20 protein-coding genes and 2 tRNA genes are annotated in these 25,938 nt (G+C 33.2%); all 22 read right to left on the bottom strand.

From position 1 onward, the window contains the following. Window positions 1-25: 25 nt before the first annotated feature. On the bottom strand, window positions 26-598 hold the full coding sequence (locus ROY99_09295) for a cytochrome c3 family protein (GenBank protein MDT3696575.1): 573 nt from the start codon (window positions 596-598) through the stop codon (window positions 26-28). Window positions 599-851: 253 nt separating this feature from the next. After that, the gene (locus ROY99_09290) at window positions 852-1,151 is read right to left on the bottom strand and encodes a hypothetical protein (protein ID MDT3696574.1); all 300 of its coding nucleotides are present in this window, start codon (window positions 1,149-1,151) and stop codon (window positions 852-854) included. A 5-nt stretch (window positions 1,152-1,156) separates the two neighbouring features. Continuing rightward, on the bottom strand, window positions 1,157-2,812 hold the full coding sequence (locus ROY99_09285; protein MDT3696573.1) for a S41 family peptidase: 1,656 nt from the start codon (window positions 2,810-2,812) through the stop codon (window positions 1,157-1,159). Beyond that, complete coding sequence (gene tmk, locus ROY99_09280; GenBank protein ID MDT3696572.1) at window positions 2,809-3,432, bottom strand: dTMP kinase; 624 nt, start codon at window positions 3,430-3,432, stop codon at window positions 2,809-2,811. The genes ROY99_09285 and tmk overlap by 4 nt, the downstream gene beginning before the upstream one ends. Before the next feature lie 37 nt (window positions 3,433-3,469). Further along, entirely contained in the window at window positions 3,470-4,384 is a 915-nt protein-coding gene (locus ROY99_09275; protein ID MDT3696571.1) for a hypothetical protein, read from the bottom strand. After that, a complete protein-coding gene (locus tag ROY99_09270) occupies window positions 4,385-5,254 on the bottom strand; it encodes a BMC domain-containing protein (protein ID MDT3696570.1) in 870 nt (289 codons plus the stop codon). It abuts the gene before it with no gap. A 4-nt stretch (window positions 5,255-5,258) separates the two neighbouring features. Next, window positions 5,259-5,537: a BMC domain-containing protein gene (locus ROY99_09265; GenBank protein MDT3696569.1), complete on the bottom strand. Its 279-nt coding sequence runs from the start codon at window positions 5,535-5,537 to the stop codon at window positions 5,259-5,261. Between the two features lie 57 nt (window positions 5,538-5,594). Continuing rightward, the gene (gene ruvX, locus ROY99_09260; GenBank protein MDT3696568.1) at window positions 5,595-6,002 is read right to left on the bottom strand and encodes a Holliday junction resolvase RuvX; all 408 of its coding nucleotides are present in this window, start codon (window positions 6,000-6,002) and stop codon (window positions 5,595-5,597) included. Between the two features lie 26 nt (window positions 6,003-6,028). Further along, a complete protein-coding gene (locus tag ROY99_09255) occupies window positions 6,029-8,200 on the bottom strand; it encodes a bifunctional (p)ppGpp synthetase/guanosine-3',5'-bis(diphosphate) 3'-pyrophosphohydrolase (GenBank protein MDT3696567.1) in 2,172 nt (723 codons plus the stop codon). 93 nt (window positions 8,201-8,293) lie between these two features. Beyond that, window positions 8,294-9,334 (bottom strand): tetratricopeptide repeat protein, encoded by a 1,041-nt coding sequence (locus ROY99_09250; GenBank protein MDT3696566.1) that lies wholly within the window; start codon window positions 9,332-9,334, stop codon window positions 8,294-8,296. Further along, on the bottom strand, window positions 9,309-9,938 hold the full coding sequence (gene upp / locus ROY99_09245; protein ID MDT3696565.1) for a uracil phosphoribosyltransferase: 630 nt from the start codon (window positions 9,936-9,938) through the stop codon (window positions 9,309-9,311). Before upp ends, ROY99_09250 begins: the two co-directional genes overlap by 26 nt. 9 nt (window positions 9,939-9,947) lie before the next feature. After that, window positions 9,948-11,258 carry a ribosome biogenesis GTPase Der gene (gene der / locus ROY99_09240; GenBank protein ID MDT3696564.1) on the bottom strand — a complete coding sequence of 437 codons (1,311 nt, stop codon included), beginning with the start codon at window positions 11,256-11,258 and terminating at the stop codon, window positions 9,948-9,950. A 102-nt stretch (window positions 11,259-11,360) separates the two neighbouring features. Next, window positions 11,361-12,233 carry a hypothetical protein gene (locus ROY99_09235; GenBank protein MDT3696563.1) on the bottom strand — a complete coding sequence of 291 codons (873 nt, stop codon included), beginning with the start codon at window positions 12,231-12,233 and terminating at the stop codon, window positions 11,361-11,363. A gap of 13 nt (window positions 12,234-12,246) precedes the next feature. Further along, window positions 12,247-15,369, bottom strand: a complete 3,123-nt coding sequence (locus ROY99_09230; protein ID MDT3696562.1) for a biopolymer transporter Tol — start codon at window positions 15,367-15,369, stop codon at window positions 12,247-12,249. Window positions 15,370-15,397: 28 nt separating this feature from the next. Continuing rightward, window positions 15,398-18,442 carry a T9SS type A sorting domain-containing protein gene (locus ROY99_09225; protein ID MDT3696561.1) on the bottom strand — a complete coding sequence of 1,015 codons (3,045 nt, stop codon included), beginning with the start codon at window positions 18,440-18,442 and terminating at the stop codon, window positions 15,398-15,400. A gap of 6 nt (window positions 18,443-18,448) precedes the next feature. Further along, the gene (gene porV / locus ROY99_09220) at window positions 18,449-19,648 is read right to left on the bottom strand and encodes a type IX secretion system outer membrane channel protein PorV (GenBank protein MDT3696560.1); all 1,200 of its coding nucleotides are present in this window, start codon (window positions 19,646-19,648) and stop codon (window positions 18,449-18,451) included. Between the two features lie 102 nt (window positions 19,649-19,750). Further along, on the bottom strand, window positions 19,751-23,740 hold the full coding sequence (gene porU, locus ROY99_09215) for a type IX secretion system sortase PorU (GenBank protein ID MDT3696559.1): 3,990 nt from the start codon (window positions 23,738-23,740) through the stop codon (window positions 19,751-19,753). 239 nt (window positions 23,741-23,979) lie between these two features. After that, the gene (locus ROY99_09210; GenBank protein MDT3696558.1) at window positions 23,980-24,543 is read right to left on the bottom strand and encodes an HDIG domain-containing protein; all 564 of its coding nucleotides are present in this window, start codon (window positions 24,541-24,543) and stop codon (window positions 23,980-23,982) included. Next, entirely contained in the window at window positions 24,543-25,199 is a 657-nt protein-coding gene (gene nth / locus ROY99_09205) for an endonuclease III (GenBank protein ID MDT3696557.1), read from the bottom strand. The genes ROY99_09210 and nth overlap by 1 nt, the downstream gene beginning before the upstream one ends. Beyond that, window positions 25,183-25,530 carry a (2Fe-2S) ferredoxin domain-containing protein gene (locus tag ROY99_09200; GenBank protein ID MDT3696556.1) on the bottom strand — a complete coding sequence of 116 codons (348 nt, stop codon included), beginning with the start codon at window positions 25,528-25,530 and terminating at the stop codon, window positions 25,183-25,185. The genes nth and ROY99_09200 overlap by 17 nt, the downstream gene beginning before the upstream one ends. Before the next feature lie 53 nt (window positions 25,531-25,583). Then, window positions 25,584-25,657 (bottom strand) — tRNA-Glu (locus ROY99_09195). A 203-nt stretch (window positions 25,658-25,860) separates the two neighbouring features. Then, window positions 25,861-25,933, bottom strand: a tRNA-Gln gene (locus ROY99_09190). Between the last annotated feature and the right edge of the window lie 5 nt (window positions 25,934-25,938).

The raw sequence follows: 25,938 nt of genomic DNA, 5'->3' as shown, positions 1-25,938 counted from the left end.
TTAACTTCTGATTTTTGGTTATCCATTACCTGTGACAAGCTGAACAGTATTCAGGACCAGGTTTTATTTTATCTCTTAATTCAGGGAGTTTTTCGTGTGCGTGCCTATGACAATTTAAGCAGCTTCCCATAGTAAAAGAATTCATCTGACCGACTTTTTCCATTGTAGTTATTTCACCATGACAAGCAGTGCAATCTATCCCTTTATTTACGTGAACCGAATGGTTAAAATATGCATAGTCTGGAATCTTGTGAATCCGTTTCCATTGCAGCGGTATTCCATTAATATAATACTCAGAAAGCTTTTTTATTTCGGGAGTATCTTTTCTTGCTACAGTATGACAGTTCATGCAGGTAGCTACAGCAGGAACCATTGCGTGCCGGGATTTTTCTACACCAACATGGCAATATTGACAATCGATCTTCATATCTCCGGCATGTAATTTATGAGAATATGCAATTGGCTGATCCGGTGAATATCCTATACCATCACGCTCAGCACTAGAAACAAAATATGTTAATGTAAATGAAGCAATTACAACAAAAATCACAACAGGTAATCTGTTTCTAAAAATGTAATCCAGAAAAGATTTCTTCATCAGTATTCCTTTACCTTATAGGCAAAATTGTAAAAATTCTTTCACAGGGTTATCCTGGAACTATATTATTAATTATTTAGATTAAAGTGCGGATTTCACAGGGAAATAATGGAAGGTTTTCCCTGTTTGTTAAATACCAATTATTTATATTTCAAACATTCTAAGTTATAAATTTATGTTTTTAAAACAAACGAAAACCTTGTTTAATAAATTCAAAATTATTTTTAAAAATATTATCTCAAATAATAATTGCTTATAACAGTCTTTTTAAAATCTGCTGGGTAATAAAACCGATTGCAAAAATAAGCAGCAGATATAATAACAGGACAGTAACTGAAGCCTGGGTAAATCTAATTACTCTGAGTGCACCGCGCCATCCACATTGCTTACATCTGTAATATTTGTGAATTGAAAATTTACTTATCAGCTTTTCCTTTAGATTTCTGTTATGAGATCTGCCTAATGTGCCGGATGCTTTGCAGGATGGACAGCTATTATAAGTTGGATTTACCCTGTAAATTACTTTAGTTCTTCTAAATAAAGAATTAGTCATAATCTTTACATTTTACTATTAAGCAGTCGCGGATAAATGTTCTTATCGGAAAAGATTTTAAGAGCTGCATTAAACTGTTCATCATACAATAAGCGCTCTTTGATAGCACCGTTTGTACCGAAATATCGCGAAGCAATTTCAATTTTAAGCTCAGAAACAATCTCTTTTGTAAAATCATTGAATTCATTCTCAAAGATTTTATTTAAATCTGTTCTAACCTTTTGTAATGTGCTTTCAATGTTACTTGTCTTATTCTTTTCATTAATTGTTTTGATCAGCTCATTGAATTTCTTTTCTGTTTCCGATTCGTACTTATAATCAGAATCTTTAAGGTATTGTTTAAACTCTGCAATCAATTTCTTCTCATCAATTTTCTTAAAATCTGATTTCTCATTTTTATAATAATACTGATCAGCAAAATCAAAAATCTTTCCTTTCGCTAACAGATCTTTCAGCAAATCACTTTTTATGGTGTATTCCACAACAGTATCAGGTGTTATTCCGCCTGCACTGTAAACTATCCTTTTATTATCAGTAGAAAACATATCTTTTTTAAGCGAGTCGTGTTCAGGAATTACTTTGTTATCCATTGAGTAATCAACTTTTTGAATGCATCGTCCGCTTGGAGTATAATATTTAGCAGTTGTAATCTTTAAAGAAGTATTAAAGCTAAGCGGAGTTATAGTTTGGACTAATCCTTTGCCAAATGATTGAGTACCTAAAATCACTCCCCTATCATGATCCTGAATTGCACCAGCTACAATTTCAGATGCTGAAGCACTATTTCCATTAATCAAGACTATGAGTTTTTCGGTACCAGCTAAAGGTTCTTCATCTGCAAAATATTTTTTTTCACTGTTGATATCTTTTCCTCTTGTGGAAACAATCAAAACACCTTTATTAAGAAATTTGTCACAAACATCAACAGCAACATCTAACAGCCCACCAGGATTACCGCGTAAGTCAAGAACAATTGAACTGATTTCTTTTTTGTTTTTTAATCCTCGCAAAGCACTTCTTAACTCATCACCTGCGGAGCGGCTGAAATTAGTTAGTTTTATATACACATTCGCTGAATTTTCCGGATAGAAATCAGCAAATGCAATATTCTTAATAATTACTTCTTCTCTTATCAAATTAAATATCAAAGTATCACTTTCATTTGACCTTAGAACTTTAATCTGAACAGATGTACCAGGTTCTCCTTTAACAAATGAAGAGATCTCGTCAATTTTTTCTGTTGAAACAGATTTATCACCAACTGAAGTAATAACGTCGCCAACCCTTAACCCTTGTTTCTGGGCAGAATATCCATCAAGGATTTCAAGAATTGTAACCTTATCATTTCTAATTCCAATTGAAAGACCCACTCCGCCGTATTTGCCATTTGTCAAAAGGTCAATATCATCCTGATTTTTTTCATCAATAAAAACAGTGTAAGGGTCTAGTTTACTAAGCATCCCTTTTATACCCGCTCTCATAAATTCCTGTGGATCAATTTCATCAACATAGTTAAAGGAAATTTCTTTATAAACTTTTCCAAACAGTTCAAGATTTTTAGTTATTTCAAAATAGATATCTTTGTTTGAATAGATAAAACCAAATGTACTTAATGCTGCTGCAATTAACAGTGAGAACCAAACATATTTACTAATCTTCATTTATTAACACCTTCAAAAATATTTATTTCATTTATTATCAGTTCATTAATTTCATTGATACTCTTTGTGCCATCAATAACTCTGAATCTTTTTTCAGATTCAGCAATTTCAAGATAACCATTTCTTACTCGCTCAAAAAATTTCTCTTCAGAAACTTCAATTCTGTCAAGATCTGCCATTGACATTTTGGCTTTTCGCTCAGCAGCTGCTTCGATTGGGATATCAATAAAAAAAGTTATATCTGGAACAGTATTGCCAATCGCAAGATTATTAATTTTAACAATTGATTCAACTGATAAACCTCTTCCATATCCCTGATAGGCAGTTGAAGAATCATGAAATCTATCTGTGATAACATAATACCCATCTTCAAGACAAGGTCTGATAATTTCTCTTACTAATTGTGCCCTGCTTGCAGAAAAGAGAAAAATTTCTGTTTCTATAACCATAGAATTATTTTCTTTGTCGAGTAAAATTTTTCTTATTTTCTCAGATATTACTGTACCGCCTGGTTCGCGGATTAGTTTAACTTTTTTATTTTGGCTTTTAAGGTAGCTTTCTAATAATTTTACCTGTGTTGATTTTCCGCTAAAATCTATCCCTTCAAAGCTGATAAACATAATTAGTTGCCTTTGATTTAATTGTATTCAGTTACCGCTATTCAAACTTCTTGATTATGTAATTAAGTCTGGCAGGTTTTGTAAACACAAGCTGTGTATTGTCAGGAATTATAATTCTTGGTTTGATAGTTCCTGTTGTATCATAAACAATCTGGCTGTAAAACACAGATGCAATTATCTGATCACTATTAATTTTTCCTAAGATACTTATCCCGCCTCTTAAACTGCATTCAACTGTATTTGGAATAAGCAGGATATGACCATCTTTTGGTACATCATTGATTACAACTTTTATATCACTGAATACTTTTTCAACAATCCTTTGCACATCCAGATTCAGTTCTACATTTTTCCTTTCAAACTGAAAGCCTCTGATCTCTTTAATATCAGCAATTACTTTAGCAGGATTATCAAGTGAAGTTAATTCTAACAGATCAGTTTCAATAGCTGTAAGTGTATCCACAATACTCCCAGGTCCGGCTACATAAACTGAATCAGGATATACTTTTATCGGGGTAGCTAATCCAAAGCCTTCACTAAAGGTAATATTAACATTAGGCTGAATCTTAACTTTCTTAACTTTAACTTTCTCTACATTGTAGGTTATATTTCTTGGAGATATCTCGATGATATTTATGCCGGAACTAACCCACGAGTTTTCATTGATCTGGCTGAACGGATCTTTTTTTCTTAATCCGCTGTCATTATCAGCAGAAATTAAAAAATAATTTTCTCTGCTAAGCTTTAATGAAAGTAACTGCCATCCTTTTGCTTTAATCTTTAATGAAACAGTTTCAGGGTTAACATATCCGCAAGAGTAACCATTAGGCTGGTTTACAACTTTGACATTCATATCAATTGAAGAAAAGAACTGCTCGGATAATGTTATTGATATCCAGATCGAAATCGAAAACAGTACAGAAGCAATTATTATGATAATTTTATTTTTCACTTATCGCAGAGTATCTATTTTATTAAAATATTCCATAAGCTCATCTCTGTTAGCTCTGGATATTTCCCTTCCTTTAATTGGAAATTCAGGAAATCTTCTAGCATAATTTCTAAGTTTATGTACATTCAATGTATCAATTAGTTCAAAATCTACTATTTGATTTTCCAATCTTAATGAATCATTCTTTACTTTTATCTTTTTAACAGGAGCAAGTGTAGTAGTATTTTCATTAAAAACTTTTTTTGCAGCAACACCTAAAGCTTCTTTTCTCAAGCGTTCAATTGTAGAAAGATTCAAATCATTTTTATGTCCATTGCTTTCAGATTCATTATGCAAAAAAATATTTTCTGAAGATTGTAAATTATCTTTTACTTCAGGCTTTTCCTGAATAATTTTTCCAGAAGATATTTTTTTAGCTTTTTTATCAGAATGAGCTGCTTTAACGGATATTTTTGAAATTTCTCTTCTTTTAATAACCTGTACTTTATTATTCCCGATTTTAGCTTTTTCAAATTCAGGAGCGGAAACTCTATTAGCTTTAAGGTTTAATTCATCATTACTATCAGAAATCAGATCATTATTTTCCATAGAAACTAAAAACAGATCACCAAATATTTTCACTACTTGTTTGGGAGGCTGATCAATAACTGTAAAAGCATTTATTTCACCAACTCTTTTACCGGCTTCAACGGCAGATTCAACAGCAGCATTAACATAATCCTGATCACCGCTTACCGCTAAGGCAGTTAAGCCGTTATTTAATTTATGCACACCCAGAATTTCAACGGGTGAGTTTTTGAGTATTACATCTGCTGCTTCAACTAAAGCAACCAGTCCTTTTGATTCAATTAAGCCGAAAGAATTGGACATAATTTTAACCTCTGATACCAAATAAAGTAAGTAAATTTTTATGCGGCATTGGAATAATGTGAAAAGCCCTGAATTCACTTGAAGCACTTAAATGCTCCGCACTGATTTTAAAAGCTTTCTTCATTGCTCCTAAATTACCTGTAAAAACTAATGCTACGATACCATCACCTAAAACCTGCTTATTGATAATATCTAAAGAATTCTCCTTAACAATAACTGATAAGGCTTTTATTGATGCAGATATACTATTAGTTTCAAATATGCCGAGAGATTTTTCAATCAATTGTTTGCTCCAGATATATTTTTTGATAGGAAAAAATAAACCGTAAAGAATGCAAAGTCAAACGGTTTTGATCGAATCCAGATATTCCTGCAGGATTACTGCTGCAGCATACATATCGATCAATCCTTTATTCTGTCTTTTTTTCTTTTTAGTAACTGATTCCAGTATTTTCTGCTGGGCAATTGAAGAAGTAAAAGATTCATCCCATAAAATAATTTTTACTTTAATTTTGTTCTTCAGCTCTTCTTTAAACTTTTCAATATTTTTAACCACAGATGTTTTTGATACATTGTTTTCTGCAGGAATGCCCAGAACAACTTCCTCAACCTGTTTTTCTTCTACAATTTTTTTTAACTCATTAAAAAAATTTGAATCATTTGCCAAAGTAACATGTGGATAAGCAAACAGTTTTAACGAATCGGACAATGCAATACCGATTCTTTTAATACCAAAATCAACAGCCATAATTCTTGACTCAGTAATTACAGAACTCATGCAGATTCAAATCTTTCAATAGAATAAATACCTGTTACTTTTTTTAATCTCTCCATTATTCTGTTTAAATGATCCAGATTACTTACATAAAGAGTAACACTTCCTTCAAACAGAGAATCATTTGTGTTAATGTTTAGCGATTTGATATTTGTATTTTGAAATGTAACGATAGAATGTGAAATATCATTCAGGATTCCGGGTCTATCCTTACCCTTTAGCGTAATACCCGCAACAAATAATGACCCTTCGACTTCTGGCCACTGAACATTAACCAGTTTATCCGCATCGGTTGATGAAAGATTGATAAGGTTTACACAATTCTTACGATGGATTTTTATTCCTTCTCCAACGGTAATGTATCCGATTACAGGATCACCTGGAATTGGATTACAGCATTTGGCATAAGTGTACATAATCCCGGATTTTTTACCATCAACTAAAATTCCGCCAATATCACTTCGTGAAGTATTTGCTAATTTCTTAAACTCAATTTCTTTCTCAAATTCTTTCTCTTCTTTTTGTGAGCTTGCAGTTAGAACTTCATCAATATTTATTGTTCCCTGCGAAATCGCTTTAAAGAACTGGCGCGTATTATCAAATTTATTTGAGTGAGCTAATTTAAGAACATCATCGGGTGTAAAAGTAAGCTTTAACTTTTTTAATTTCTTTTCCCAGATTTCACTTCCTTTATCAACAATTAGCTGCTCCTCTTTATTTAACCATTTTCTTATTTCATTTTTAGCTTTATGAGTTTTTACAAATTTAATCCAGTTTTTATTCGGATGCTGATTTTTTGAACTGATTATTTCAACCTGATCACCACTCTGCAATTGTGTATCAAGTGGAACTATTTTACCATCAATTTTAGCACCGATACAATGAAATCCTACCTTGCTGTGAATATCAAATGCAAAATCTACCGGAGTTGAACCGACAGGTAATCTTCTTAAATCACCTTTTGGAGTAAAAACATAAATTTCATCCTGATAAAGATTTAACTTGAAACTTTCCATCAATTCTTTTCTCTGGTCATCTCTGGAGGTATTTTCAAAAATGTCTCGTATCCAGTTAACCCAGGTTTCAAGCTCATTATCAGTAGCAGTTTTATTTTCTTTGTATCTCCAATGCGCTGCAACTCCTTTTTCTGCAACTTCATGCATTTCCTGTGTCCTTATCTGAACTTCTACTAACCTGCCTACAGGTCCTACAACGGTAGTATGAATTGATTGATAGTTGTTTGTCTTTGGAATTGAAATATAATCTTTAAACCGGTCTGGAACGGGAAGATAAACCAAATTTACAATACCAAGTGTTGTGTAACAATCATTCTTATTCTTCGTATCAAGAATTATTCTAATTGCAAAAAGGTCATAGATTTCTTCAAATGGTTTATTTCTTCTGACCATTTTCCGGTAGATGCTGTAAAGGTGCTTTGGTCTTCCGCTTAATTCATATTTAAGATTTGCTTCATTTAGTTTTTGCTTAATTGGTTCAGCAAATTTTTTAATATACGATTCACGGTCTTTTCTTTTGGATTTTAATTTTCGGGCAAGTTCTTCATAAGCTTCTTTGTTCAGATATTTGAATGCAAGATCTTCTAGTTCCCACTTAACTTTTCCAAGACCAAATCTATGAGCAAACGGAGCATATATCTCTAATGTTTCCTGAGCAATTCTCCTTTGTTTATCCGGATTAACAAATTCAAGAGTTCTCATATTATGAAGTCTATCAGCAAACTTTACAAGAATAACCCTGACATCCTTAACCATCGAAAGTAAAAGTTTACGGTAGTTTTCTGCTTTGGTTATTTCGTGCCCTCTGAAAATTCCGCTTATCTTGGTAACGCCATCAACAATTTCAAATACTTCCTGTCCAAATTCTCTTCTTAAAAAATCAGAAGTATATTCGGTATCTTCAACAACATCATGCAGCAAAGCACTTACAATTGTAACATCATCAAGCGGGAATTCTTCAGCAACGACCATTGCAACTTCATAAGGATGTGTAAAATAAGGCTCACCCGATGCACGCAAATCATGTTTATGGGCTTCAAGGCTCAGCTCAAATGCTTTAGTTAGTAAAGATTCATTAACTGAAGACAGATTTCTTTTACTAACCTTAATCAGGTTATCAAGCATCTTCTGATATTTTGGATTTTCTATAGCCATGATTCTTGTTTAAAGGACAAGTTTTAAATTTGTAACTAATTTAATTTTTTTTGATGACTTGTTAAAGTGACAGGAAATACCCTGATTCATAGATTATTTACTGTCGAGCGATTTTTTAAGGTCTTTAACCCGTTCGATTCTGTCTTCAAGTTTACCATATTCAAAATCAGTAAATCCTTTCAAATTTAGGATTTCATTGCAAATTTCCAGTGCTTCATCATAGCGTTTTAGTTTTACCAATTGCTGAGCAATGATGTGCTTCAATGTTACAAAATTTATCTTATTTGTTTTTAAAAAAACGGGATAAGAATTTAAGATATCATAATAAACAGATATTGATTTTTCAGGATTACTATCCTCCAATGCTCTTGCCAAACCCCATTTAAACATTCTTGATTCAGGATAATTTTTCAGAGCATTTTCAGCAAGCAAAATTGCTTTACTAAACTGATCCTGCTCAATGTAAATCCAAATAAGCGAATAAACCGCAAGATGAGAATTATATCCGGAATGTTTAACTGCACTTTGCAAATAAGAAATCCCAATTTCTTTTTCATCATCAATAAAAGGAAGCCAGCTAAGGAATTCAGTTTTTTTGCTTTTCCAGAATTTGTAACTGCCCAAAGCTATCATTGCTTCATAAAAATCCGGTTCAGAGAACAGGCAGTCTTCAAATGCCGAAACTGAATTTACACCTGTTGAAAAAGCACTTAACCACCTTTCACGTAGTGCATCGTAATAAGCTGAATACCCTTCACTTAAAGCATAAAAATATTTATTCCAGATATTACCAGGATCTTTTTTTAATAACCCTTCAGAGATTTTTTTTGCATCTTCCAGATTTGAAGTAATTCTATCGTGATCATACTCCGTTTGATAATCATACGATCTTGCTATTAAAACAGCTGCAAGATAAATTTTACCGAGCGGTATTTCTTTATGTGTTTTTTCTAACTGTAAAAAAACTTTCTCTGCCTGATCATATTCCTGTTTGATGATAAGATCAATTCCGTTTTTAATAAATAGATTTACAGACTTATCCGGATAAGTTTGAGGAAGGATTGACTGCGGTAAAACACACAGCAGAAAAAACAAAAACAAAATAAATCTATAGCGTGCCAAATGTTCTGTCACCTGCATCGCCGAGACCCGGTAAAATGTAACCTTTGGAATTAAGTTCTCTATCAAGAGCAGCAGCAAATATTTTTATATCAGGATGTTTTGATTGAAGTTTTTTTACGCCTTCCGGAGCAGCAACAATGCAGACAAATACGGGATTTTTAGCTCCGTGTTTTTTAAGATAAGAGATAGCTTCTGATGCACTGCCGCCTGTAGCAAGCATCGGATCAAGCATTACTACTTCTGCTGTTGCAAGATTTTTAGGGATTTTATAATAATAATCAATAGGCTGCAAAGTTTCTTCATCCCGCTGTAAACCAATATGCCCTACCTTTGCTTCAGGAATTATTTGTAAAAAACCATTAACCATTCCAAGTCCGGCGCGTAAAACAGGCACAAGTATCACTTCATTGGTAAGCTTGCTTCCCTTTGCGGTTTCAAGCGGAGTTTCAATTATAATATCGGTTAAAGAAAATTTTTTTGAAACCTCAGCGGCAAGTAAGTTTGAAACCCGTTGCAATACAGCACGAAATGTTTCTGACTCGGTATTTTTATCTCTAAGTATTGTAACATCTCTTTTGATAATAGGATGTTCGACAATGAATAAATTTTCTTTCATATTAGTAAATTATTTTTGTCTAAAACTAACCGTTATGGGTACTCCTTCAAACCCATAAATTCTTCTTAATGTTCTTTCAAGAAATCTTCTGTAATGATCTGGAATATGTTTTGGATAATTGGTAAAAAATAAAAATATCGGATAGTATTCACCAACCTGATTAACAAATTTTATTTTTATTTCTTTACCGCTTGGAGATGCCGGCGGCGGATTTTTTTCAATCTCAGGTAAAACAGCATCATTTAATTCGGATGTCGGAATTTTTTTGCTTCTTTCACTCTGCACTTTTTTGCAAAGTTCAATAATCTTAAAAATTCTTTGTTTGGTAAGTGCAGAAACAAAAATTAAAGGAGCAAAATCAACCGTGCCGAGTTTATCTTTAATAGCTACTTCAAATTTTCTGGCAGTATTTGTTTCTTTTTCAATAAGGTCCCATTTATTAACTGCAATTATCAGCCCTTTTCTCCAGCGCACAACCTCATCAATTATTTTCTGATCTTGTTTTTCAAATCCGGTTTGTGCATCAAGCATCAGTACTGTTACGTCACATTCACTTATTGCCTTAAAAGTTCTGATGTTGGAAAAGAATTCAATATTCTCTTCAACTTTCTTTTTCTTTCTTAACCCTGCAGTATCAATTAAGACAATTTCTTCTCCGTAATATTTTAAAACCGAATCAAGGCTGTCACGTGTTGTTCCCGGAATATCTGTAACAATACTTCTTTCAATTCCAAGCAGTGCATTAGTAAGAGATGACTTTCCTACATTTGGTCTTCCTACAACCGCAATCTTTAACCTTTTATCTTCTTCTATTAAATCATAAGTCGGAAAATCTTTTGTAATATCATCTAAAAGATCACCGGTTTTTCTTCCGCTCAATGCAGAAATATCATATATTTTTTCAATACCTAAGGAGTAAAATTCCGCTGCTGCTATCGCATGCATTTCAGCATCAACTTTATTGACTACAAGAAAGAAAACCTTGCCTGACTGACGAAGAATATCTATTATAATTTTATCAACCGGATTAACTCCATCTTTAACATCAACTAAAAAGATAATTGAATCAGATTCTTGAATAGCTACTTCAATCTGTTCACGAATTGCAGTTTCAAAAAGATCGGATGATTCAGGTACATATCCGCCTGTATCAATAATGTGGAAGATTTTTCCATTCCATTCACAATCGCCATAATTTCTATCACGCGTTACACCACTCTGATCATCTACAATTGCCTCGCGTTTACCAATAAGGCGATTAAAAAGTGTTGATTTGCCAACATTAGGGCGTCCTACGATTGCAACAATTGGTAATTTCATATTGGAAAAATAAGCAAATAAGACTTTGTAATGAAAGGAGTAAAGAAACTGAATTAAAGCACTAATACTTACAATTAATCTATACCAAAATTTAAAATACTATTAAAAGTTGAAACTCAAATTAACTTTTGGATAAAATACTGCTCTATCAGTTAGCTGAATATTTTCCATTCTGAGCTGAACAACTAAATTTTTATTAAAGCTTACCGCAGACCAAACAGCATCCAGCGCACTCAAAAAGTGATTTACATAAATTCCTATTACTGCAGTTGAAGCAATCGAATATAAATCGTTTGCATCGCCGCGCATAGAAGAATAAAATAAAAAGTTAGGTGATATCTGATCATTATTCACACCTCCGGTATAATCATTCCACCCCGATGAGTATTGATGATACTTCCCTATCAATTCATAGTACTGCTGTTCGCCGTGTTTGGGTAATTTATGCGAGCCTTTTTCTGCAGCATTTAATTCAGCCCAGTTAACTCTCTGCCATGGGGGTAAAGATTCATCACTGCTTGTTATAATCTTGCTCAATAAATCCGGATCGTTATTATGCTCATACTCAACCAACCATTGTGCATATCTAACAACGCTCCAATTATGTTCAGGATTATTATATGCATCAGCATAATTCTGGAATTCCGTTGTTTTATCATCTCCTTTTTTATCATATACAACAGCAGTAGTAATAACAGCCGCTTCAATAGCAAGAAATATTCCTGCCTTTAAATATTCCTCAGAGTAAATTTCACCAGCTCCAGGAACGACCAAAGAAAGAACACCGGCAAGAAATGGTGATTTTTTATTTTCACTTTGTAAAACCATTTTAGGTAAGTTGGAGTCTTTGTATGATTGCAGTATTTGCTTTGCATCTGAACTAAGGTTCCCGGTTTGAATAAAAGAAATATTTTCCTGTCCAAATAAATCAGAATTTATTAAAAGAATTAAAAACATAAACAAAAACATTTTCATACTTCCACCGTTATTATCTTCTATGCTGTGATTGATTAAAATTTAATATTTCAAACCCGAATAAAACTCCGCCATAAAAATTCCATTCTTTGCCATACTTAATTGATTCATTATTAACTACTCTTGTAAACTCATCAAAACCATAGGATGCATTAAAGAAAATGCTTGTTGGAAAAAGATAATAAGAGTTAAGCTGAATTCTTAATTCTGCTCCGATACCTTTCTTAAATTGATCAAGTCCAGGAATATCACCGTTCCAGGCATTTCCAATATCAGCTCCAATTGAAAAGAATATCTTATCGAGATAAAGATGTCCGATTTTTGTATCAATATTTCTGAACAGCGGAAAGCGATAGGTAATGTTTAACCATGCTATTTCATTACCACTGATTGCATAAAAAGGATAAGCTTTCATTCCTACCAATCCACCAAGATAGAAATCAAAAAAGTCTGGCTTTTCCGGTCCTAATATTGAACCCAATCTTAATGTTGTATTTAATGTATGCGAATCATAAACCGGCAGAAAAAATCCGGTTTTTAATTCAACCCTATGAAAGTTAAAATTTGAATATAAAGGTTTCAATATCCCATCTTCAACAGTATATTCACCTTTATCATTAAAGTCATTAAACTCATAGTTATATGTAAAATTGATATCCATTCCAACCGGATTTATTTCATCATCCTTAGTTGGAAGAATTTCCCGCCAGGTGAATTTTGTTTCCAGATTGTGTCCGTTAAAATAATTATCCTTTGTTGTGGGATATAAAGTATTATCAGCATCAGGTAAAAAGAAGCTGCCCAAAGTTGCTGTATAACTACTATAAACATACTTAAGCTGCAGATTTTGATTTCTGGAAAATAATCGGTGGTTAATTATAAAATCAATTTCAAACAAATTATAAGTAACATCAGTAGGAATAATAAAATCATAGTTAACAACATTGCCGATTGTATCAGCACCAAACATAACATCCACATTAGTTTTTCTGCTGATGCTGTATAATTCAAGAGAAAGCTCTGGTCGTAAACCCAACAAACTTACTAATGGCAATTTATTTTTAAAATCAAAAACAAGAAAAAGATCTCTTTCCATTCTTGAATTAATAGAACCGCCTGCAAAGAGCGAATACCGGTTTAGCATATCATCGGTAGTTACAAATACACCGGGTTTAATTTTTTCCATGAATGTATTTCCGGTATTGTAATTATCAAAACGCAGGAATGGGAAAAAAGTCATTCTGGAAAAGGCACCGCGGTATGTTTCTTTTTCTTTCCAGTCAATATTTTTATCCTCATAATTAATCAACGAAGTTATGTTAAAGTTGTTAATATCCCCGAATGATTTATTAGTATTTAAAGGAGGATTTGATGTCTGAAAGTAATTGTTATTTTCATTTACTTTCTTTTGCTCATCCGAAGTTATTCTAAAAATCTTATAACCGGATGAAGTATAACCTGCATAAACAATATCATTGGAATTATTGATCGCAGGCATAAATGCGCCGCCAATTACATTTGTTAACTGCTCTGATAAACCGTCTGAAAAGCTGTATCTGTAAAGATTAAATATTCCAGTTTTATCTGAAGCATAAATCATGTTTCCGTCTTTATCAAAGACAGGATTTCTTTCATCTTTATCTGTAGCGATTAAGAACTCAACATTTCCGCCTGACTCAGCTACTTTAGCAATATCTCTTGTATTACCATAAGAATAATCAAAAATAATAAACGAATCATCCGGTGAGAACTTTGGATTATAGACCTGCTCTCCATTCTCATAAAAAGTTAACCGCTTAAAGTTTGAGCCATCAATATTAACAGAGCCAAGATTTGTTGTACCGTCTTTCTGATAAATAAACACAATTGATTTTCCATCATTTGACACTGCAGGATTATTAGCTCTTAAGTTGTAAGTAAGTCTTTTTTCTTTTTTAGTGTCAAGATCATAGATAAAAAGATCATGAACATTGTACCAGTTTTTATTGTCATCGGTTATCTTTGCATAAAGAATTTTATTTTGATTTGGTATGAAAGAAAATGTTGATCTTACATTTACTGTAATATTTTTTTCTTCTTTAGTCTGTATATCATATTCATAAATTCCCGCCGGAGCAAAATAATCTGATGATTTGTTTGAGATGTAATAAATTTTCTTTCCGTTATTTGAAAAAACAGGATAAAAATTTCCAAATCCTTCTTTGCCAATTTCTTCACCGGTTATTAAATCAGATAAAACCTTTTCACTTCGTCTGCGATAATCTTCTTTCAGGAATTTACTCCATTCATCATATAGCTCATCACCATCTACACCTATTATTTTTTTCATTGCAGCATCAATTGTAAAATTACCAAAGCTGCCAAGTAACTTTGTAATATCACCTAACTTATCTTCTCCGTACTTTTGAGCTATATATCTGGTTAATGCAAAACCGGAATTGTAAACTGATTCATTACCAAGACTTGTCTTACCAAATACGCCCATTTCATTCCAGGTTAGCATTTTACCTTCAAGTGCATAAGACCTTAAAATCATATCACGATGTGAATCCCAATTATCATAATTAAATTCAGTCCGCATATACTGTGCTGTACCTTCAGCAAACCAGGCGGGTACATTTACAGTAGCCAACGGATATGATAAGACAAAATTAGGGAAACCATAAAGAATATCCGGACGTCTTTTGTCTTCGTACGATAACACCTGCAAAAAAACAGCAGGAATACTTCTGGTAGTTTTCATTGCTGATTGTATCTGAACCATGTGAGTAAATTCGTGTGATATAACATTTCTTAACCAGTTGTGTGTACCGCGTAGGTCAAAATCAAGTGCACTTGTCCATATCTCAATTTTGTTATCAAAAAAATAGGTAGCACCGTTAGAATAATCATCAATATCTTTAATAATATAATGCACTTTATCCGGCTGATATCCGTATAATGAACAAATAGGCTCCCATACTTCATCAGCAATTTTAAGTACTACCTGTGCAGTTCTTTCAGCGCCATCATGGAAGTGAACTTCGACATATTTACCTTTAATTGTGTACCAATCAAGCTCGGGATGAAACTCAGTGAACTGTGCAAAAATATTTATGTTTAAAACAATAATTAAAGATGAGAATAAGAGTTTCATAAAGATATTATTTAGTTGGAAAAAGAAATTACTTTACCACAGCTATTTTAATTACAACTGATTCTGTTTTACCGCTTGAACCTGCAGCTTCAATTCTGGCAAGATAAACACCGCTTTGAATATCATTTACACTCCACAAAGTTTCATTATCCATCCCTCCCTGAGCATTATCATTTATCTCAGCAACATAATCTCCTGCCAGGTCAAATATTTTAATATTTATTTTGGAATCTTCACTAACATAATATCTTATTGCAGTCTGATTTCCGTAAACAGGATTAGGATAATTATATGCTTTACGCTCTGGAAAAAATTCATTTACAGAATTATTTGCAAGTGCATTGGTTATAAATGATTGATTCATTTGATTGGCAAATTGGTCAGTCCAATCTAATCTTCCTTCTGTGCCTGAAATTGACCATCCTTTAAAAGATTGAGTAGTATCAACTCCGGCAATATTTATTTTATTGTCAGCTAAAAATAAAATTGGAGAAGTACTTAATTCATATCCGAATGAAATCGGGAAACTGTTTACAATTTTTCCCGTTCCTCCATCAATTGAATAAAGTTTGCCTGTATCTGTATAAAAGATAATTTCAGATTTGCTATCTCCTTCAATATCTGCTGCAAGAGCTATCCCTTCAAAAGTCTCAGATGATTTTGAGATAAATGGAAAGTTATCCGCCATTGAGCCATTTAATGAATAAGCATATAGTTTTGTATCTGATGCAGTAACAAGATAGATATTCCTGTCATTTTTAATATCAGCGAGAGAATAGTTAACTGCTGATTGTAATGAAGGTAATTCAAATTTATTGATAATCTGTTCAGACAATAGAACATTAGCAAAATAATTACCGCTCTTTTCTGAAGTTACAATCGCCAAATCATTTCCTTTATTATCTTTTGCAACAGCAAGCTTAAAAAGTTTTTCATCATCAAACTTAATTAACTTCCCATCGGAATAAATAAAATCATAATTTGAATCAGCTCCATTTTTACTTCCGATAGCAAATATTTTAAAATCAACAGATGCTATTTGTGTTATTTCTGTGCCGTCTTCAATTGGTTGTTCAGTTGCAGCAGCACTTCCGCTTAACAGGTCATTAAAATTAAATATTAAAATTTTTCCGTTGTTGGTACCGGCTAAAACCTGATAAGATTCAGTAATTGTTTTTCTTACAACCGGTGTAGTTGTTAAAAAATAACCAGCATCAACTGAGTATGAATTGAATTGGTTTCCATCAAAGCCGATGATATTAATTCTTGATGGATACTGCTGCACAGTATCAATTTGTTTAATGCCAACCAAATAACTTGTATTCCCGATATTGAATGATGCAGGTTTAAAGTCGGAAAAGTTAAAGGCAGTAAATAAAAGAGAATCATTGTTAAAAACTTGCAAAGAAGTATTCGAATTGACTGCAAAGAATTTATTATCAATCCCAAAACCCGTTAAGCTTGTAATATCTTGTAAACCTGTTATACCAAATGAAAACAATGGTTTAATTATTGAGTCACCATACTCAACCTTGAAGGACATTTTATTTGAAACAGCAGAAAAATTTTTAATAGTAATTAAACTGTTTGCACCAGTATTAGTTCTGCTGTCAGGTCGGGTAGTCTTTGAAAAAACATTTTTATACAGTAACGCTTTATTACCTGCATACCAAAAATCTTCATAAGTTCCTTCACCAATGACCTGATCACCAAAAATCGTTACAAATTTTTCTCCAATATCCTGAATGCCATCTGCTTCTTCAACGTCAACACCGCGTCTGTTTTTATTTGTATTGATTTTATTTTCAGTTAACTTTTCATTTATAACATTATCATCAATGTGCCAGATAACAATTCCGTTACCCGGTAAAGCCCAATCAAATTCATCTACATCAAGCACAACTCCTGCTAAAGAATCAGTATCATAGCTGTAAAATCCTGTTGTATCCTTAGTAAATTTTCTGTTTATAATATTACCATTTGATTTATAAACAAGATTTGCCCCGTCATTATTAACATCTCTTTGTCTGTTTTCAATTAAAAAATACTCAGACGAATTAAGCGGCACTTTAAGAATAACAGTATCCGAAACTGAAGAAGCTAGTTTAGCTGCTAAAGTTATAAAATGATCTCCGGGATTTATTACTTCTGCTTCTGCCCAGCCCAAATATATTTTTTCCCAGGCTGATGGCTCAGGCGGAAAACACCCATTGTAAGCAAAAATTGACTGTCCATCCATCAATCCAAATCTGCCAATTGCGCTATAGCCTGTTTCAGTATCAAAAAGGTCTGGTAATCCAAGATGACTTGCAACACTTGCAACAAGAAGTCCGTTAATACTTATTTCAAATAAAAATTTTCCGGTTAGTGTTTCAAGTTCCCTGCTTTCAGTTTCAGGAATGATCATACTATTTGTAATAGCGAACGATCCATTCAGAACAGGAAAACCGGTAAAACTGTTTCCATAAATATTTTTTAAAGTAGTTTCACTCAAATAAACTGAAGGCAAATCTCTTTCGTTGCCAAGACTGCCGGGTAATGAAATATCTCGTCCAACTCCAGCATGAAATATTAGAAACAAATCAAAATCTGAAAAATTGAAAGTTGGATTTAACTGATCAGTTTTATTCCAGACTTCCTGTGCAAAATTTCCAATTGGTGTTAAGTCATTCGAACCAGGAGCAGGTGCATAATTACGCATAGTTTTTGAGACTGAAAAAGTATCAGGCAGTATAGTAAACTGTATTAGAACTTTTCCGTTGGAAACTTTTTGAAAATAGTTCTTAACAAAAGTCAGATGCGATTCAAAATAATCTTTATCGTGTGGTAAAGGATCAAGGATATTTGAGCCATAATTCTGAGAATAGATAGAGCCAAATTTTCCATTTCCAAAAGTTGTTCCATCTTTATCTTCCTGAAAATTTACCATTACTGCCAATATCTTAACAGTATCAACAGCATCAATAACTTTTTTTTGAACAGGATGTGGATTAAGACTTCCAATAAAACTTTGGGCAGATAAACTGCCCAAAGTAAAAACTGAAATTATCAGGGTTAGAACTTTTTTTAACATAAGATTTTAGATTCCCCTTGGTAAACCTCTTGTTGATTCAGGAACAGCACCCCATCCAATTAAGACAGTAAATCTCAAAGTATCCGACAATGGATGATTTTCACCATTCTTAAAGACTGAAGTAGTTATGTAACTAAAATCAAATCCATAAATATCGTATCTGATCCCGGCACCAAAGGTTAAAAACTTTCTGTTGCCGTATGATGGATCTTCATAGAAAAATCCAGTTCGAAGAGCAAACAGAAAATCACCGGGTTCACCATACCAGTATTCAAGTCCCATTGATGTAACAATATCTCTCAGCTCTTCACTGATTGGTTTATCAGCCCAGGAAGTAAATATTGCTTTATACCATTCATCAGAAGTTGAAACAGTAGTAGTAGAATCAGTTCCTTCAATAGGTACCTGTTTTGTAATTCTTCTCACTAGCAGTTTGCTAAAATCCAGGGTATAGATCAAACTGTTAAATTCATCTGAAATAATCTGATAGGCAAATCCTAACCTGAAATTAGTTGGTATCGGATCAGCTTGTGCTTTATCAATGTAATAAATTTTCGGACCAAGGTTACTTAGATTTAATCCAATACTCAATTTGCCACCAATATCCTCATCAGTAAAAGGAATAAAAAGTTCTGCAGGGCGCCACATTGCAGCTATATCAAAACTAACAGATGTTGCAACACCCTTGCCCTTTTCTTCTGCGGTTGGCTTATCAGAAAGTCTGCTATGGATTAATCTTGCATTAATACCAATTCCCCAATCAGGAGAGAGTTTAGTAGCATATCCAAGAGTCAATGCTGCATCAAAAGATCTAAATGTGCCAATCGGTGTAGGATCAACTTCACCAGTTCTGACAAATTCTCCAAAATTCATATATGTAATGCTTGCAGTAACACTTCCATCAAGCTCTTCAAAATATTGTCTGTAAGTTAAATAATCGTAAAAAAGATCAAGTTTAAACTGAGGCAGCCAGTTACTATGTGTAATACTAACTTCTGTTCCGGTAAGAAATGCAATTCCTGCAGGATTCCAGAAAATAGCGGATGAGTTATCTGCCAGACCTCCGCCGGATTCTCCGATACCGCCGGCACGGGAATCAGGAGCAAGTAATAAAAACGGAACAGCAGCTTCACCTTGTGCATACGAAACCTTGACAAAGTTTAACATCAACAAGCTGATCATCGTAAGTCTGAGAATTATTTTCATTAGTTATCCTCCGAAATAATTGAGTATATATTATTTACAATTTATTTTAGTTTATAAATATAGTTATTTATTGTCTAACGAAACACAAAAAATTATGTTCTGCTATTTAACAACCGATAGCTTACCAAGCACACTTTTTGTAAATGAACCGTCAGTTGATTTAATTATTATTTTGTAAAAATAAGTACCATTGCCAAGTTTATCACCATCGGCATCCCTGCCATCCCAATCAATAACAACAAACCTGTCATTTATACTATTTTTTTCAATTTCACTAATAAGTCTTCCTGCTATTGAATATACTTTGATCTTAACATCAATTGGCTGTAAAAGATTCTGCTGAAATGTAAACTGCGTTCTATCGCTGAACGGATTTGGATAGTTATAAACATCCCTAACAATCAGATCATTTCCGTCAACTACTGAAAAGTAGGCTTCTTCCTCTGATAGATTATTAAATACATCCCAGGCTTTAACAAGCAATTGGTAATCACCGTTCATTATTGAAGAAAATCTGTAATTTATCGTACCTGATTTTCCTCCAGCATCTAAATCCCCTGTAAAATAATTAGTAAAATCAATTGGATTTGTGTTATCATTGTTCAAAATTCCTTCTAACTTATGCCCAACACCGGTGCCGGTAGTATTTAATCCGGTCTCATCACTAAGATTAACAATTAGTTTAGGATTTTGGTTTACTAAATATCCATTATTAGCAGAGATATCATCGAAGTAAATATCAATATTTGGTCCTTTCCCATCATTAACAACAGACGAATCAGTACCGCCTATAATTACTTTATTTGTATAACCCAATCCATCTGATTCATTATTGAGAAAATAGAAAATTACCTTGCCGTTTTTATTCTCATAAGAAATATCTTTTGGAACAACAAACTCCGCTGAAAACTTCCCATTAATTACCGAAACTCTGCCATTAAAGATTACTCCCCCGGGAATGTTAACCGGATAATTTCCTATTTGAGAAAGTAATGCGCGCCTTTCTGAGTCGAAAACAGTTAAGGTTCCTTCACCATTAAAATCTGACCAGGGAGTGTTATCTGGTTTTAATATCGTCCCTTTTATTACTGCTTTGCTTAAGGCTTGTATCTGCACGTCAACTGCAAGATTTTGCCCATTGACTGAATCAATTGATGAAAAATACTGAGGTATGTGTAATCTTAAAGTTGGATCTCCAAAAATATTATACTTCATATCATTTATAGTAAAATGATCCTCTTTATATTTTAGTGAGGCTTTACCAATTGGAATAGAAAGGTTTAATGTATCCCTTTGTGATTTGAACAAATACTGAACAAATAGAAAGTTCAAATTGTGATTTGGGGTAGAAAAGACAACTCTGTTTGCAGTATATGTAGCGATTGCGCCTGAGTTAGGCAAGAATAACAATGCTTCTGCTGAACTTTTATAATTTGGAATATCAAAATATCCAAAATCGCAAGTGGCTGCACTTAAAAAGAAATATTTATCATTGTTAAGCTGAGGTAAGACAACACTCTTTTCAAAAATAACCTCGTGAGCCCAAAGTTCAGGACTTCCATGTCCGATATAATTAAGAAATAATGTTCCATTATTTATTGCATCTATTATTGCTTTGTTAACTTCGGGTTTTCTTCTGCCCTGCCCGGTAATAACATCAGGATAAGCAGCACTGTAAATTTTGTTAAAGTTAAATGAGCCTGGAAAGTAGATGTTTGCCAGTTTTTCGCAAGGATCGGTATGTTCAGACCCTTCGTAAGTTCCATCAGATTTTAATCCATCATCGGCTACTAAAGTAATTAAATTTCGCCAAAGACCTTTTTCACTATTTTGTTCGTAGTTAATTATTTTATTTACAAAAATATTAGCTTCTGCAGGAGTGGCACAAGTTATTCTTCCTAATGCTAAATCAACTTTGTCATCAATACCTACTATCCGGACAAAATAATCATCAGTGGTAAATGAATTACCGCCATTTATATAGATATTCGATTCAACCGTCTGCCAGGTTGGAACGAAGTTGTCGGAATAACCTTCAAGGTTCTTGTAATCATAAGTCCCTTTTCCAAAAAGCAGAACATATTCTGGTTTAATCTGCCAATTTTCATAAGCAAACTTCAGATAATCCCTGAGGGCTGTCGGATCAAGTAATCCTCCGGAAAACTCGTTATATATTTGTTCTATATCAGCAACATAAGTTGATATTGGCACTTGCGCCTTAGTTTCACGATAGTTCTTTAGTATGTTAGCTGCCTCTTTGAAATCTTTGTGTGTAATAATTATAAACTTTGCACCAATTTCTTCGCCGCGAAGATTAGAGTTCTGAATTTCAATAGGATTAATCGGAGCATTAAAGTTATCATTACCCAAAGCAAAATATTTTGTTCTTGCTGATGCTGATTCTTCAAATTGAAACCAGCACTCTCCGCCGCTTAACATTGAATAGTTATTTACCAGTTTAACATTTGCATAATCAGTTATATCAAATACTTTTATGTTGGAAGATGTGAATCCATTCAGTTTATACTCGGTTATTCCGGTATTTAATTTGGAAAAAAATAACAGTTTGTCTGAGAATGCTTGTAATTCTTTTTGGTATTCAATAGTAAAATAATCCAGATATAATATTGTTGATACTGTTGACGGATTAGCAGTTATGGTTAAAACACTTCTGTTCTGAGACAGCGGATTGTTGAAGACTGCATTAATTAAATGCTGATTACCAACTCTGTAATCTCCGCTGTAGCCGGCAAGATTCTGTTGAAATATAGAAGTCCCGTTTTCAGTAATATTAACATTCATAGCTGAAGGAGCAGCAACAACAAATCTGAAATTGTATTTTATCTGAGTGGTATCAATTCTTCCATTAAGATTGTTTGTGTAAGAACGGGATACAATTGAAGCAGAAAAATTATCACCTAAAGACTGACGCCCGGTCTTTCCTATATTTATTCTATCAATTTCCCAATCAGCAAAAGCAACAGTATTTGTCTGAGTGTAGTTTGCAGTTCCAATCAAACCTGTTTTGATCTGCATACGTTTTCCATTTTGTCCGCCTGATGTTATCCAGAAATAATTTTTTGCGGAATATGGATTGAAAAATCTCTTAACTGAAATATTATCTGAATCAATATCCCAAAAACTATTTCCTCTTCCATAGAACAGGATATAATCGTTGTCATCAAACCTTCCATCTTCTTCACCAACAACAAGAATTGCATTTTCATTTAAATCATCTGGTCTCAGAGCTGAATTTAATTCAGGTAGTGCTTTCCCGGAGTTGTTATAGATTTTTATAGTACGCGGATCAACAGTATTGACATCAATTCCATATAAAGATAACTCTGACTTACCTATTTTATAGATTCCTTCGGTTTCTGTTTCAAATCTTATCCATTTACCAGTAGATAAAACCGAATTTGCTGTTACCTTTTTATTAAGGTGTTTATCTGTTACGCTATGATTCCAGTACTTTGCAACATCATAATTAAGAATCACACCATCCAGAAAATCCCCTGCAGGTATCGAAGAGATGACCGCATTCTTTGAAAAATTTATTCTGAAAAGAATTTTAGTATAAAGTCTTATCTTTCTATCCAATGGTTCGAATCTTACCGGATTAATTTTAATTGTTTGTGAAGCAATTTCCCTTACCATTCCAAATTCACCAAATTCAACAATCTCTTCGGGAGATCTGAAAGTCAAATAATCTGAGCTTTGTTTATACTGATATGAAATCGAAAGAGTATCAAAAACCGGAGTAGGAACAGGAATTAGACTTCCGGCTAATTCTTTATATGCAAAAGAAATAATTTCAATTGTATTCCCAAATTCTGATGGAACGCCGACACTTAGCCTACGTTCCAAAATCATCGGTGAACCCCAGTGATCATTATTTTTAATCGAAGCAAAAAGAAATTCTGTCTTTCTGTATTGCTGCCCTTCAACTGAAACTATCGAAGTATCAATGTAAAATGGAGAATACTCAATAATTACAGAATTAAAATCTGAACTAAGTATTCTAACATCACTCTGAGGATATATAAAAGATGTGGTGATGAGAAACAGAATTATCGAGATCTTGCTTTTCATTTACATAGAATTTTTATAATAAGAATAAATCTAATATGGTTTTATCAGTATTGTAGCAAAAATCTCTAAAGTTTCTCCGAATTTTTGAGCAAAAATGGTATCTAATTATCAAATAGTCAAGTCTTTAAATTAGTTGTGTTTTGTAAATTCCGGTTAATAATTAACATATTCTAAAATAATCTGACAATAGTAAAGCACTGAACATATTCCATAATTTTTCATCTATTTCAGAAAAGTAACTATAAACCTAATGCTACTTTGTTTTTCTTCATCGCCTCAATACAGAACAAAATATGCTCTTCCAAAGGAATATTCAGGATTTCAGCACCTTTAATAATATCTTCACGATTTACTGCTTTTGCAAACGCTTTATCCTTCATTTTTTTTCTAACCGAAGATACTTCAACCTCATCAATAGATTTGGAAGGTCGCACATAAGTAACTGCTGTAATAAATCCGGCTAATTCATCACAGGCATAAAGCACTTTTTTTAACAAAGTATCTCTTAATTCACCGCTATAGTCGGCATGAGATAGAATTGATTTTATAAAATTATCTTCAAACCCTTTTTCTTTTAGTATTTCAGCACCTTTAAAAGGATGCTCAGTTAGTGCAGGATATTTTTCATAATCAAAATCATGCAGCAAAGCAACATTACCCCAATAGTTTACATCTTCACCAAATTTTTCCGCATAAGCTTTTACGCAGGTTTCTACTGCAAATGCATGTTTAAGCAAGCTTTCACCTTTTGTAAATTCTTTAAGAAGACTAAGACAATAATCCCTGTTTGTATGAATATCCATTATTTCTTCTTAATTATTTTTTCAGGTTTATAGCTTGGACACAAATCAGAAATTACACAGTGATCACATTTTGGTCTGTTGGCAATACAAATTCTTCTGCCGTGTACAGCAAGTAAATGAGAAGAAACAATCCAATATGATTTAGGCAATAACTCTTTTAGCTCAATTTCTATTTTATCAGGATTCTGTGTATTCACAAAACCAAGCAGATTGGACAATCTTTTAACATGTGTATCAACGGCAATAGCTGGGATGCCAAAAGCATTTCCTGCAATAACTGAAGCTGTTTTTCTTCCGACACCCGGTAATTTCACAAGCTCATCAAAATCTGCCGGCACCTTACCTTTATGATTTTCGATTAATGTATTACAGCAAGCCAGAATGCTTTTGGCTTTTTGTTTATAAAATCCGGTTGAATAAATCTCTTTCTCCAATTGCTCATTGGTCAACTTAATAAAATCATCCGGGGTTTTATATTTTTTAAATAAAGGTTTTGTAACAACATTAACTCTTTCATCAGTACATTGTGCTGAAAGAATAGTCGCGATTAACAACTCAAAAGGATTAGAAAACTCTAAAGCTGGTTTAACTCTTGGATATTCTTTTTTTAAAATATCAAAAATTTTTACAGTAAGATTTTTATTTGTCTGTTTCATTATCTCTGAAATAAAGAGGATGATTGATAAACAACCTTTTTACCGGAACATTGTTAATCAAATGTGATTGAATGATTTCTTCAACATCTTCCTTCTTAACTCCGCCATACCAAACTTGTTCTGGATAAACAACAATCGAAGGACCAAATTCACAAGCATCCAGACAGCCGCTGCTATTTGCTCTAATTGTTGAGCCCAGTCCTAATTCTTTCAATCTTGATTTAAGCAATTCCCTTATTACCTGACTTCCTTTTTGAGAGCAGCAACCGCGCGGATGATCAGCAGGTCTTGAATTTTCACACACAAAAATATGTTTTTCAAATCGTTTCATGATAAAGAAAGCGGAAGGCTCCGCTTAAATAATAATTGCTTATAAATAATTTGTAGCGCGTACGGGATTCGAACCCGTGATCCCCGCCTTGAGAGGGCGGTGTCCTAAGCCACTAGACGAACGCGCCGGGAGTAAGTAAAAAATAAAAAAATAACGATTGAATCTGCTACCTGTTAATTATTAAGAACCTCTGAAAAAAAAATTATGAAGTAATCGTCATCCACACTAAAGCGGGCATCTTACAAATAATAAAAAGATTTTTGTTTATTCAAATATGATAAACCGGATTTTTTCAGAAACCTCTTTTATTATTCAATGCAGATTTTCAAGTTGTCCCGTCAGGGGTCGAACCTGAACTCTTCTGATCCAGAGTCAGACGTGTTGCCAATTACACCACGGGACAATGAG

The organism is Ignavibacterium sp., from assembly GCA_032027145.1.
GTDB lineage: Bacteria > Bacteroidota > Ignavibacteria > Ignavibacteriales > Ignavibacteriaceae > IGN3.
Note: the sequence above shows the minus strand (reverse complement) of the source record. Positions and strands in the feature narration are given on the sequence as shown.